The 12,306-nt window shown below is 53.9% G+C and carries 10 protein-coding genes; all 10 read right to left on the bottom strand.

The window, feature by feature from the left end; translation table 11 throughout:
- Positions 1 to 83 precede the first annotated feature (83 nt).
- Positions 84 to 269 carry a YegP family protein gene (locus EHV07_RS04270; RefSeq protein ID WP_147195428.1) on the bottom strand — a complete coding sequence of 62 codons (186 nt, stop codon included), beginning with the start codon at positions 267 to 269 and terminating at the stop codon, positions 84 to 86.
- A 220-nt stretch (positions 270 to 489) separates the two neighbouring features.
- A complete protein-coding gene (gene accA / locus EHV07_RS04265) occupies positions 490 to 1,449 on the bottom strand; it encodes an acetyl-CoA carboxylase carboxyl transferase subunit alpha (protein WP_147195426.1) in 960 nt (319 codons plus the stop codon).
- Between the two features lie 12 nt (positions 1,450 to 1,461).
- Positions 1,462 to 4,944, bottom strand: a complete 3,483-nt coding sequence (dnaE, locus tag EHV07_RS04260) for a DNA polymerase III subunit alpha (protein WP_147195424.1) — start codon at positions 4,942 to 4,944, stop codon at positions 1,462 to 1,464.
- A gap of 32 nt (positions 4,945 to 4,976) precedes the next feature.
- Positions 4,977 to 5,597, bottom strand: a complete 621-nt coding sequence (gene rnhB, locus EHV07_RS04255) for a ribonuclease HII (RefSeq protein WP_147195422.1) — start codon at positions 5,595 to 5,597, stop codon at positions 4,977 to 4,979.
- On the bottom strand, positions 5,594 to 6,736 hold the full coding sequence (lpxB, locus tag EHV07_RS04250; protein WP_147195420.1) for a lipid-A-disaccharide synthase: 1,143 nt from the start codon (positions 6,734 to 6,736) through the stop codon (positions 5,594 to 5,596). The genes rnhB and lpxB overlap by 4 nt, the downstream gene beginning before the upstream one ends.
- Positions 6,737 to 6,739: 3 nt before the next feature.
- Positions 6,740 to 7,528 (bottom strand): acyl-ACP--UDP-N-acetylglucosamine O-acyltransferase, encoded by a 789-nt coding sequence (gene lpxA, locus EHV07_RS04245; RefSeq protein WP_147195418.1) that lies wholly within the window; start codon positions 7,526 to 7,528, stop codon positions 6,740 to 6,742.
- A 3-nt stretch (positions 7,529 to 7,531) separates the two neighbouring features.
- Complete coding sequence (gene fabZ, locus EHV07_RS04240) at positions 7,532 to 7,987, bottom strand: 3-hydroxyacyl-ACP dehydratase FabZ (RefSeq protein WP_024965665.1); 456 nt, start codon at positions 7,985 to 7,987, stop codon at positions 7,532 to 7,534.
- 203 nt (positions 7,988 to 8,190) lie between these two features.
- Complete coding sequence (gene lpxD, locus EHV07_RS04235) at positions 8,191 to 9,213, bottom strand: UDP-3-O-(3-hydroxymyristoyl)glucosamine N-acyltransferase (RefSeq protein ID WP_147195416.1); 1,023 nt, start codon at positions 9,211 to 9,213, stop codon at positions 8,191 to 8,193.
- A gap of 3 nt (positions 9,214 to 9,216) precedes the next feature.
- A complete protein-coding gene (skp, locus tag EHV07_RS04230; RefSeq protein ID WP_147195414.1) occupies positions 9,217 to 9,714 on the bottom strand; it encodes a molecular chaperone Skp in 498 nt (165 codons plus the stop codon).
- Between the two features lie 160 nt (positions 9,715 to 9,874).
- Positions 9,875 to 12,277: an outer membrane protein assembly factor BamA gene (bamA, locus tag EHV07_RS04225; protein WP_147195411.1), complete on the bottom strand. Its 2,403-nt coding sequence runs from the start codon at positions 12,275 to 12,277 to the stop codon at positions 9,875 to 9,877.
- Between the last annotated feature and the right edge of the window lie 29 nt (positions 12,278 to 12,306).

The raw sequence follows: 12,306 nt of genomic DNA, 5'->3' as shown, positions 1-12,306 counted from the left end.
GTCACCGGTAAAGTGGATCTCATTCGGAGCGCCGTGGATCCTTACCGGGGAGCAAGAGGCGGAGGTACCCCGCCTCGCTTTACTTAGGTCTTATCTCTTACGTCTTGTGAAGGCGCATTGGAACGAACCGATTTTATTCCGTTCTCCGCGCCTTGTTTGCTGGCATACATCTCGCTGGTGGCGATGATTTCGTGATTACTCGCTACCAGCACAAAATACCAGGGCTGATCCGTTAGCTTCGTTGATTTCCGTATTTCGTAATGTCCCATACCTGTTCCTTTTAACAAAAGCGTACCCCATCCGGGCACGCTGTTATCAAAAACGGCATCGGCATGTTGAGCAAGAAAAAATATCCGAAAATTTGATCTGCCTGGCTTTTTACAGATCGACAGGCAATAAAAAAGGCGGATTTCGCCAGGTCATTCACCAGTGGACTTACATCCTGTAGCGAAACACCCAACAAAATCCGCCTTACGGCGTACGAGAAACTTAAGCGTAGCCGTAGCTCATCAGACGCTGATAACGACGATCCAGCAGCTCTTCTTTGGTCAGCACATCCAGCTCGGCCAGATCGGCCAGCAGCTGCGCTTTCATCGATTCACCAATTGCCAGCGGGTTGCGATGCGCGCCGCCCAGTGGCTCAGGGATCACCGTATCGATCAGTTTCAGCTCTTTCAGACGAGGAGCAATGATGCCCATTGCTTCGGCAGCCAGCGGTGCTTTATCAGCGCTTTTCCACAGAATCGACGCACAGCCTTCCGGTGAAATCACCGAGTAGGTGCTGTACTGCAGCATGTTCACTTTATCGCCCACGCCGATAGCCAGCGCGCCGCCGGAGCCGCCTTCACCGATAACGGTACAGATGACCGGCACGGTCAGGCCAGACATCTCACGCAGATTGCGTGCGATAGCCTCGCTTTGTCCGCGCTCTTCCGCGCCCACGCCTGGATAAGCACCCGGCGTATCGATAAAGGTGATGATTGGCATGTTAAAACGCTCGGCCATTTCCATCAGACGCAGTGCCTTACGGTAGCCTTCTGGTGCTGGCATACCGAAGTTACGACGAATTTTTTCTTTGGTTTCGCGACCCTTCTGATGACCAATGATCATCACCGGGCGACCTTCCAGACGAGCGATACCGCCAACAATGGCTTTATCATCTGCATAGGCGCGATCGCCTGCCAGCTCGTCAAAATCGGTAAACACGTTGCGGACATAGTCCAGCGTATAGGGACGCAAAGGATGACGCGCCAGCTGGGCGATCTGCCATGCACCTAAATCGGCGAAGATCTTCCGCGTCAGCTCTACGCTTTTTTCGCGCAGACGCTGAATCTCTTCATCCAGATTAATATCCAGTTTTTCATCCTGACGGCCAACCGACTTCAGCGAATCAATTTTCGCTTCAAGTTCTGCGATTGGCTGTTCGAAATCCAGGTAATTAAGACTCATAATATTCCTGTTTTAGTCAAACTCCAGTTCCACCTGCTCCGACCCTATCAGCGATCGCAATTCATTTAATAAACGATCGCTGGGTGATACGCGCCACGCTGCACCGAAGCGCAACTTCGCCCGCGCATCTTCTCTCTGATAATAGAGATGTACCGGAATAGTCCCCGAACGATAAGGTTCCAGGGATTGACGGAGACGGTTTAAAAGCTGGTCATCAATTTGCCTGTCCGTCAGCGAGATAGCAAGCCCGCGTGCATATTTTTCGCGAGCTTCATCAATGTCCATCACATCGCGAGCGGTCATTTTAAGGCCGCCGCTGAAGTCATCGAAGCTGACCTGTCCGCTGACGATCAGGATACGGTCTTTTTCCAGCAAATGCTGGAACTTGTCTAATGCATCTGTGAATAACATGACTTCCAGACGACCGGAACGGTCGTCCAGCGTACAGATACCAATCCGGTTACCGCGTTTTGTTACCATCACGCGGGCCGCCACCACCAGACCAACAGCCATGGTCATTTTGCCACGTTCGGTCGGGTGCATGTCTTTCAGGCGCATTCCTCCAACATAGCGCTCGATCTCTTTCAGATACTGATTGATCGGGTGCCCGGTTAAGTAAAGCCCTAATGTTTCTCTTTCGCCATCAAGCTGGATTTGTTCCGGCCAGCGGGGTACGTCAGCGTAAGATTGTTCAATCTGCTCAGGCGCTTCCGCCAGCACGCCGAACATATCGGCCTGCCCGATCGCTTCCGCTTTGGCATGCTGATCGGCCGCTTTCAACGCATCGTTTAGCGCACTCATTAACGCAGCGCGATGAGGCCCCAGCCGGTCAAAGGCGCCCGACATAATCAGCTTTTCCAGCACGCGACGGTTAAGCTTTTTGGTCTCGGTGCGGGCACAGAGATCGAACAGCTCGCGGAAATAGCCGTCTTTATTACGTGCCTCCAGGATGGCCTCGATCGGACCTTCGCCCACGCCTTTGATTGCGCCAATACCGTAAACGATTTCGCCATCATCATTGACGTGGAACGGATAAAGGCCCGAGTTAATATCTGGCGGCAGTACTTTCAGTCCCATCCGCCAGCATTCATCAACCAGCCCCACCACTTTTTCGGTGTTATCCATATCGGCCGTCATTACTGCCGCCATGAATTCGGCCGGATAGTGCGCTTTCAGCCACAGCGTCTGGTAAGAAACCAGCGCATAAGCGGCCGAGTGCGATTTGTTAAAGCCGTAACCGGCGAATTTCTCCACCAGGTCGAAGATTTTGATCGCCAGCTCGCCGTCAACGCCGCGCGATTTCGCCCCGTCTTCAAAGCCGCCGCGCTGCTTGGCCATCTCAACCGGATTCTTTTTACCCATAGCACGACGCAGCATATCCGCGCCGCCCAGGCTGTAACCCGCCAGCACCTGGGCTATCTGCATAACCTGTTCCTGATACAGGATGATGCCATAGGTCGGTTCCAGCACCGGCTTCAGGGACTCGTGCTGCCACTGAATATCCGGATAAGAGATCGCTTCACGGCCGTGCTTACGGTCAATGAAGTTATCTACCATGCCCGACTGCAATGGCCCCGGACGGAACAATGCCACCAGTGCGATCATATCTTCAAAGCAGTCCGGCTTCAGACGCTTAATCAGATCCTTCATGCCGCGCGATTCAAGCTGGAATACCGCCGTCGTTTCGGAGCGCTGTAGCATATCGAAACTTTTTTTATCGTCCAGCGGAATCGCAGCAATATCGATTGGCGCTTCGCCCTGCCTTTTGCGGCGGGCGTTAATCATTTCCAGCGCCCAGTCGATGATGGTCAGCGTACGCAGGCCGAGGAAGTCGAACTTCACCAGTCCGGCGTATTCCACGTCGTTCTTGTCGAACTGGGTTACCGGATGGTTGCCGTTTTCGTCACAATAGAGCGGGGCAAAATCGGTGATCTGCGTTGGCGCGATAACCACGCCGCCAGCGTGCTTGCCGGCGTTACGCGTGACGCCTTCCAGCTTGCGCGCCATATCGATCAGCGCTTTAACTTCTTCGTCCGCTTCGTAAATTTCAGGCAGCTGCGGCTCAGCGGCGAAGGCTTTTTCCAGCGTCATGCCGGGATCGGGCGGAACCAGCTTGGAGATGCGATCGACAAAACCATACGGATGACCCAGCACTCGGCCTACGTCGCGGATAACCGCTTTCGCCGCCATCGTACCGAAGGTGATAATCTGCGAAACCGCTTTTCGGCCATACATCTCGGCCACGTGTTCAATCACCAGGTCGCGCTTTTCCATACAGAAATCGACGTCGAAGTCGGGCATGGATACACGTTCCGGGTTAAGGAAACGTTCGAACAGCAGGTCAAACTCCAGCGGATCGAGGTCGGTGATTTTCAGCGCGTAGGCCACCAGCGAACCGGCACCTGAGCCACGTCCTGGCCCCACCGGCACGTCGTTATCCTTCGACCACTGGATGAACTCCATCACGATCAGGAAGTAGCCAGGGAAGCCCATCTGGTTGATAACATTAAGTTCGATATCCAGACGTTCATCATACTCAGGCCGCTTTTGCAGGCGGACTTCTGGATCGGGAAACAAAAATTCGAGACGCTCTTCCAGCCCTTCCTTCGATTTCATCACCAGGAAGTCTTCCGTGGTCATTTCCCCGGTTGGGAACTGCGGCAGGAAGTATTCGCCAAGACGAATGGTCACGTTACAGCGCTTAGCAATCTCTACGCTGTTAGCCAGCGCTTCGGGGATGTCTGAGAACAGCTCACACATCTCTTCCTCGGTGCGCAGATATTGCTGAGGACTGTAAAGGCGCGGACGTTTTGGATCGTCCAGCGTAAAGCCATCGTGAATGGCTACGCGGATTTCGTGCGCGTCGAAGTCGCTCTCTTCAAGGAAGCAAACCTCATTGGTCGCCACGACCGGAATGCCTTGAGCGACAGCCAGCTCAACGGCAGCATGCAGCCAGCTCTCTTCATCCGGCCGCCCGGTGCGGATAAGTTCCAGATAGTAGCGATCCGGGAAATACTGCTGGTAAAAGCCCAGGCACTCCGCTACCTGCGCATGGTTGCCGCGCAGCTGCATCTGGCCGACATCACCCCGGCGCCCACCGGAAAGCAGGATCAAACCTTCATTCAGCTCAATCAGCCAGTCTCTGTCGATAACCGGGCCAGCCGGGCCGTAACCACGCTGGTAAGAGCGGGAAATCAGCAGAGTCAGATTCTGATAGCCCGTATTGTCGGCTGCGAGAATGGTGAGCTGCGACAGCTCATCGCCCATTGCCTCACTGGCAACGTTGAAATCAGCGCCGATAATCGGCTTAACGCCCTGCCCATGTGCCGCACCATAAAACTTCACCAGCCCGCAAAGATTGGTGAAGTCGGTAATGGCAATCGCAGGCATTCCCAGCGACGCCGCTTTTTTCACCAACGGAGCAGTTTTGGCTAGTCCATCTACCATGGAGTAGTCGCTGTGTACGCGTAAATGAATAAAACGAGGCTCGGCCATCTCTGATTCCGCTTAAGGCTGAAGGATAAAAACTAAGGTTGGGTTGCTGCCGCCGCGATGACGTCAGCATCCAGTAGCGCATTGCGTACGGGCGCAAAGCTGCGGCGATGATGCACCGTCGCACCATGCTTCGCCAGCTTCTCCATATGCAGCGCGGTTGGATAACCTTTATGCTGCGCGAAACCGTACTCCGGGAACAACAGATCCAGCTCGGCCATTTCGCGATCGCGTGTCACTTTCGCAATAATTGAGGCGGCGCTGATCTCAGCTACCAGGCTATCGCCTTTAACTACCGCCTGTGAAGGCATTGGCAGAGCCGGACAGCGATTACCATCAATTAATACGAAGTCGGGCGTAAGCGCCAGGCCGGCCACCGCACGCTGCATTGCCAGCATGGTGGCATGCAGGATGTTTAGCCGATCGATCTCTTCCGGCTCGGCACGCCCCAGGCTCCAGCTCAGGGCTTTCTCTTTGATTTCATCAAATAACGCCAGGCGGCGCTTTTCTGACAATTTTTTAGAGTCTGCCAGCCCGATAATCGGCCTTGCCGGATCGAGGATCACCGCAGCAGTCACTACGGCACCCACCAGCGGGCCGCGACCCACTTCGTCCACGCCTGCTATAAGGGTAGCCTGAGGATAGATAAAACTCATTCACACAACTCCAGTACGGCGACAGCGGCCTGCTCATCCGCGTTCCAGCGGATTTGATGATGTAATTCAGTGAAGGTCGCCAGCAGCCGATCGCGGGGTTCCCCTTGCGCCAGCAAAGGTTCCAGCGCCGCCGCCAGTAACGCCGGCTGACACTCATCCTGCAACAGCTCTTTAACCAGTTCGCGGCCGGCCAGCAAATTCGGTAGCGAAACGTAATCGGTTTTCACCAGCCGCTTCGCCAGCCAGAAAGTAAACGGCTTCATGCGATAGCCGACCACCATCGGGCATTTTGCCAGCATACACTCCAGCGCTGCCGTGCCTGAGGCCAGCAGCGCTGCATCGCTGGCAATCATCGCGGCGCGGCCTTTGCCATCCAGCAGGTGCATCGGCAAATCAGGCGCGACTTCCGCTTTAATCTTCTCGAACTGCTCACGACGACGTGGATTAACCAGCGGCACGACGATCTCAAGATCGGGCCACTTTGTCCGCAACAGCGCTGCCGTTCGCAGAAAATCACCGCTCAGCATTTCCACTTCCGCACTGCGGCTGCCGGGCAATAACGCCAGGCACGGAATGCCGTCGGCGATACCCAGCTCCTGACGCGCGGCACGCTTGTCGGGCTCAATGGGCATGCTGTCCGCCATGGTATGGCCGATAAAGCGACAGGGAACGTTAAAACGATCGTAAAACGCTTTTTCAAACGGCAGGAATGCCAGCACCAGATCGGTAGCACGACCAATTTTGAATACGCGCTTCTGGCGCCACGCCCAGACGGAAGGACTGACATAGTGAATGGTACGGATACCACGCTGCTTCAGTCTTCCCTCAAGGGTAATATTGAAATCGGGGGCATCGATGCCGACAAACACATCCGGCTTCAGCTCGCTGAACCGACGTGTCAAATCGCGACGGATTTTTAACAGGCGCGGCAGACGCTCCAACACTTCCACCACGCCCATGACCGCCAGCTCTTCCATCTCATACCAGGCTTCGCAGCCTTCTGCCTGCATCAGCGGTCCCGCGACGCCAACAAAACGCGTGTCGGGATGCTTTTCCCTGAGCGCACGAATAAGACCGGCACCAAGAATATCGCCGGAGGTTTCTCCGGCGACCAGGGCTATCGTTAATGGCTGCGGCATGAGTTAACGAATCAAACCCCGCGTCGAGCGGGCAAAGAAATCGAAGAACGGCTGGACTTCAGGATGCTCACGCGCAATGTCGGCAATTTCCGGCTTCGCTTCGTCCAGCGTTTTACCGCTGCGGTAGAGCACTTTATAAGCGTTACGAATTGCATGCAGCGCTTCTTTGCTGAAGCCGCGACGCTGCAGGCCAACCAGGTTGATGCCAAATGGCGTCGCGTGGTTACCCTGAGCGATGACAAACGGTGGTACGTCCTGCGCAACACCGGAGCAGCCGCCAATCATTACGTGCGCGCCGATAATGCAGAACTGATGAACTGCTGTCATGCCGCCGATAATGGCAAAATCATCCACCGTAACGTGGCCGCCCAACGTGGCGTTGTTGGCAAGGATACAGCGGTCGCCGATCACGCAGTCATGCGCAATATGAGCGTTCACCATCAGCAAGTTATCGCTGCCGACTTTCGTCAGTCCGTCAGCCTGTGACGTGCCACGGTGGATGGTCACGCTTTCACGGATGCTGTTGCGGTCGCCAACTTCAACGCGAGTCGGTTCACCGGCATACTTCAGATCCTGGTTCGCTTCACCAATGGTGGCGAACTGGTAAATGGTATTGTCTTTACCAATCCGGGTATGACCATTAACCACCACGTGAGATTTGAGGACGGTGCCTTCACCAATCTCAACGTTAGCGCCAATGAAACAGAAAGGTCCGATATGAACGCGAGCGCCAATTACGGCGCCCTCTTCAATCACGGAACTGGGGTGGATAACAGCAGTTTCATCAATCACGAATTACGCCTCCCGGCTGCGGGCACACATCATGGTTGCTTCGCAGACAATTTTACCGTCAACGGTTGCCACGCCTTTAAAGCGGGTCAGACCACGGCGGGTTTTCTCGAAGGTGACTTCCATAATCATTTGATCGCCAGGTACGACCGGACGTTTGAAGCGGGCTTCATCAATACCAGCAAAGTAGTACAGTTCGCCTGGCTCAAGTTTCCCTACGCTTTTAAACGCCAGAATACCGGTCGCCTGTGCCATTGCTTCCAAAATCAGCACGCCTGGGAAAATCGGTTTACCAGGGAAATGGCCCTGGAAAAACGGTTCGTTGACCGATACGTTCTTCACTGCACGCAGAAATTTGTGTTCTTCAAATTCGAGTACGCGATCGACCAGCAGAAACGGATAGCGGTGCGGCAGCAGTTCAATAATCTCTTCAATTTTCAGAGTATGAGTTTCAGTAGTCAAAATACTCTTCCTGTCCTAAAAAATTCTGATGGCATCAATAACACGGCCTGCAAAGATCAACGATCGTCCGCAGGCCGCAAATCTGTTTCCGTGCGCCAGGCTTTCCATGCTTAGCATTCTTTTTATATTCCCCCTGCCAGACCCGCTAAGTTCGCGTCAGGCAAGCTGAATAGTGAAAGCTGGTCAACGTACTGGTAAGTCGCTTAATCGGTACCGACCTTGCGCTCGATGGCTTTTAAGCGCTTGCTCATCTCATCGATATTCATTACCAGTGCGGCCGTTTTGCGCCAGGTTTTGTTGGGTTGCAGCGGAATCCCGGAGGAGTATACCCCAGGTTGAGTGATTGGTCTCATGACCATTCCCATTCCTGTCACCGTAACTTTGTCACAAATTTCCATATGGCCATTAATGACGCTGGCACCGCCGATCATGCAGTAGCGGCCGATTTTCAGGCTGCCTGCCATGATAACGCCGCCGGCAACTGCGGTATTGTCGCCAATCACCACGTTATGTGCAATCTGGCACTGGTTATCAATGATAACACCATTCCCGATCTGAGTGTTATCCAACGCGCCGCGATCGATCGTGGTGCAGGCACCAATTTCAACGCGATCGCCGATAATCACCGTGCCCAACTGCGGGATTTTCACCCAGTTACCACGATCGTTGGCATAGCCAAAGCCATCTGCACCAATGACGGTACCGGACTGGATCAGGCATTGCTCACCAATTTGTACTTCGTGATATACAGAGACGTTTGCCCATAAACGAGAACCAGCACCGATACGGGTATGTTTACCCACGAAGCAACCAGCGCCAATCACCACGTTATCGCCCAGGACAACGTCCGATTCGATAACGGCGTTTGCGCCTACGGAAACGTTATTACCCAGTTTCGCACTGGCATCAATTACCGCACTGGGTGCGATTTTGCTGGCAGGTTGCGGCGTGGTATCAAGAATTTGCGCCATACGCGCGTAGGTCAGATAAGGGTCTTTCACTACCAAAGCGGCGCCCTGGAAGCAGTCCAGATCCGCGCCCGTCAGCACCACGGCTGAAGCCTTACAGGCTGCGAGCTGCTCACGGTAACGGCTGTTAGAGAGAAAAGTGATTTGACCGGATTGGGCGGAGTGCATAGAAGCAATGCCGGAGATGACGATATCGCCATCTCCGTGCAAATCTGCATCCAACTGCTGGGCTAAATCAGCCAGTCGAATTGAAGACATTGATTATTTAACCTGTTTCAGAACATCAGCAGTGATGTCTTTGGATTTAGCGGCATAAGCAACAGCGTTAGCATCGACAACGACGTCGTAACCTTCATCATCCGCAACTTTCTGCACAGCATCCTGAATACGGCTCAGGATTTTGTTACGTTCTTCAGCCTGACGACGGCGGTTATCCTGCTCGAAAGCCTGGGCTTTGGTCTGGAAGGTTTCACGCTGAGCCATCACGTCTTTTTCCATACGGCTGCGTTCGCTAGCCTTCATGGTAGAGCCGTCACGCTGCAGACGCTGCATTTTAGTTTGCAGATCGCGCTCCATACCCTGCAGTTCAGTCGCACGGCCTTTAAACTCATTTTCAAGCTGTTTCGCAACTGTCGCACGCGCTGGTAACTGTTGGAAAATGCTGGAAACGTTCACCACTGCAATTTTATCAGCAGCCTGGGCACCAGCGGAAACCGCCAGAGCGATAGAGAGGCCTGCGGCACACAACAACTTTTTCACTATAAACTCCTTACCATCAACGTTTGTGTCTTTGACACAGGTGTTGCGCGTTCAGGCAGCCATAAGCTGCCAGTCAACGGCGCGAGACTTGCGGTAAATAACCGCAAGCGTTGGGAAGCGCCAGTATGACGCTGTCCCAATGCTTCCTTGCCAGGCCGGCTTACCAGGTTTTACCAATGTTAAACTGGAACTGCTCGGCCTTATCTCCATCATACTTTTTGAACGGCTGTGCGTAGGAGAACACCAGTGGACCCAGGGGTGACATCCACTGTAACGCCAGACCGGCGGACATACGGATATTACCCGGCTCGCTGTAATCCGGAATGCCTGCTGCTCGCGTATCGGCCGTATTTTCCCATTTGGTATCCCAAACGGTACCGGCATCCACGAACAGTGAGGTACGCACAGAGTTCGCATATTTCTCGCTCAGGAACGGCGTCGGCGTGATCAACTCAGCGCTTGCCGTTGCCATTGCGTTACCGCCAACCGCATCGTTGGAATCACAATAAACGCCCGTAGAACAGGTGCTTGAGCCATTATTGTAATACGCCGCTTTAGGGCCGATGGTGTTGGAACGGAAACCACGTACGGTGCTGGAGCCACCGGCGTAGAAGTTTTCATAGAACGGCAGCTCTTTGCCATTCAGACCGTCTCCATAGCCTACTTTACCGCGACCCAACAGCACCCAGGTGCGGTCCTGGTTTAACGGCAGATACTGTTGCGTATCCAGCGTGGCTTTATAGAAGGCGTTATCGGAGCCTGGAATCGTCACTTTACCGTTCAGGTTGGTACGGTTACCCGACGTTGGGAAGAACCCGCGGTCAAGGGTGTTATACGTCCAGCCATAGTTAAACGTGAAGTCATCAGCAGCATAGTCAGCATCTTTGGCGGTGCTTGGATCCTGGCCTACCGATTGCAGATAACGGAACATCGCAATCTGCGGCTGCATATTGGACAGGTCATTGTGTACGTAACCCAGACCGACACGCAGCGTGTTGTCTTCGTTCACCGGGAAGCCAAGCGTACCGTCTACACCATAACTTTTGTTGGTATAGTCGGACAGATCGGCGTCATCGGCTTTAAAGTCGTTATAGAACACACGACCGCCCAGACTGACACCATCGACCGTAAAGTACGGGTCAGTCAGGGAGAATTCAGCATAGGTCTGGTAATCGTTTTTCGTTCCGCTAATACCAACGGTATTACCTGTACCCAGCCAGTTTTCCTGAGTCACGCCGACCTGGAAACTGACGCCGCTTTCCGTACCGTAACCTACGCCGAAGTTAAAGGTACCGGTGTTGCGCTCTTTCACTTTGTAAACCACATCCACCTGGTCAGGCGAACCCGGTACGCGCTGCGTATCGGTATCAACGGTTTCGAAGTAGCCCGTACGGTTCAGACGCTCTTTACCCTGCTCAACCAGGTCGCTGCCCAGCCATGCGCCTTCCATCTGACGCATTTCGCGGCGCAGAACGGAATCTTTAGAGGTGTCGTTACCTTCGAAGCGCACTTTACGCACGTAGTAACGGTTACCCGCATCAACGTTGACGTGCAGCTTCACGGTTTTATCCGCATCGTTAATTTCAGGCTGAGTCATTACGCGTGGATAGGCATAGCCATAGCGACCGAGCATCTTCTTGATGTCGTCTTCCATGCGAGTGACTTTCGCGCCGTTATACAGCTCGCCCGGCTCGATTTTGGTCAGCGCTTCGACTTCAGCGGAGTGACCGGCCATGCTGCCATTAACCACCACACCCGACAGCTTGTACTGATCGCCTTCGGTGATGTTGATAGTAATGTAGATGCCTTTTTTATCCGGCGTCAGGCTAACCTGCGTCGAGTCGATGTTGAAACGAGCATAGCCGCGATCGAGATAGAAGCTGCGCAGGGTTTCAAGGTCGCCCGCCAGTTTTTGCTTCTGATATTTACGATCGCCAACCACGTTCCACCATGGCACTTCATCACGCAGCTGGAAACGCGAAATCAGTTCGTCGGAGCTGAACGCTTTATTGCCGACTACGTTGATTTGCTGGATCTTGGCGGAGACACCTTCGGTGAATACCAGCTTAAGATCGACACGGTTACGCGGTAGCGGCGTAACCACAGCTTTTACGCTGGCGCTGTATTTACCGACGCTGTAGTAGAAATCCTCAAGGCCCTTCTCAATGGATGAGATGGTTGTGCGGTCAAGGGCTTCCCCCACGCGCACGCCTGATGCCTCCAGATTTTGCTTCAGCATGTCATCCTTCACCGCTTTGTTACCGGAGAAGGTGATGCTGGCAATCGTCGGCCGCTCTTTTACCTGAACGATCAGCGTATTGCCATCGCGCAGGACCTGAACATCCTCGAAGTTCCCGGTCGCAAAGAGAGAACGGATCGTATTACTGATATCATCATCGGAGACGGTATCTCCCACGCGGACAGGCATACTCAGCAATGCCGCCCCGACGGCGACTCGCTGCAGCCCTTCGAAATGAATATCCTTCACTACGAAGCCGTCTGCCGCGTATACGGTGGCGCTGCTAAACAGCAGCGACGCTATGAGCAACTTTTTCATCGCCATCGTTGTTATGCATTCTTCCTAACTGGTTC

The organism is Pantoea sp. CCBC3-3-1 (genome assembly GCF_007981265.1).
Taxonomy (GTDB): Bacteria; Pseudomonadota; Gammaproteobacteria; order Enterobacterales; family Enterobacteriaceae; genus Erwinia.
The sequence above is the reverse complement of the archived record's forward strand: the minus strand, read 5'-3'. Positions and strand labels throughout refer to the sequence as shown.

Excerpts from the sequence above, each read along its gene's own strand:
- EHV07_RS04270 (WP_147195428.1), bottom strand. The coding sequence starts at position 269 with ATGGGACATTACGAAATACGGAAATCAACGAAGCTAACGGATCAGCCC.
- accA (WP_147195426.1), bottom strand. The coding sequence starts at position 1,449 with ATGAGTCTTAATTACCTGGATTTCGAACAGCCAATCGCAGAACTTGAA.
- dnaE (WP_147195424.1), bottom strand. The coding sequence starts at position 4,944 with ATGGCCGAGCCTCGTTTTATTCATTTACGCGTACACAGCGACTACTCC.
- rnhB (WP_147195422.1), bottom strand. The coding sequence starts at position 5,597 with ATGAGTTTTATCTATCCTCAGGCTACCCTTATAGCAGGCGTGGACGAA.
- lpxB (WP_147195420.1), bottom strand. The coding sequence starts at position 6,736 with ATGCCGCAGCCATTAACGATAGCCCTGGTCGCCGGAGAAACCTCCGGC.
- lpxD (WP_147195416.1), bottom strand. The coding sequence starts at position 9,213 with ATGTCTTCAATTCGACTGGCTGATTTAGCCCAGCAGTTGGATGCAGAT.
- bamA (WP_147195411.1), bottom strand. The coding sequence starts at position 12,277 with ATGGCGATGAAAAAGTTGCTCATAGCGTCGCTGCTGTTTAGCAGCGCC.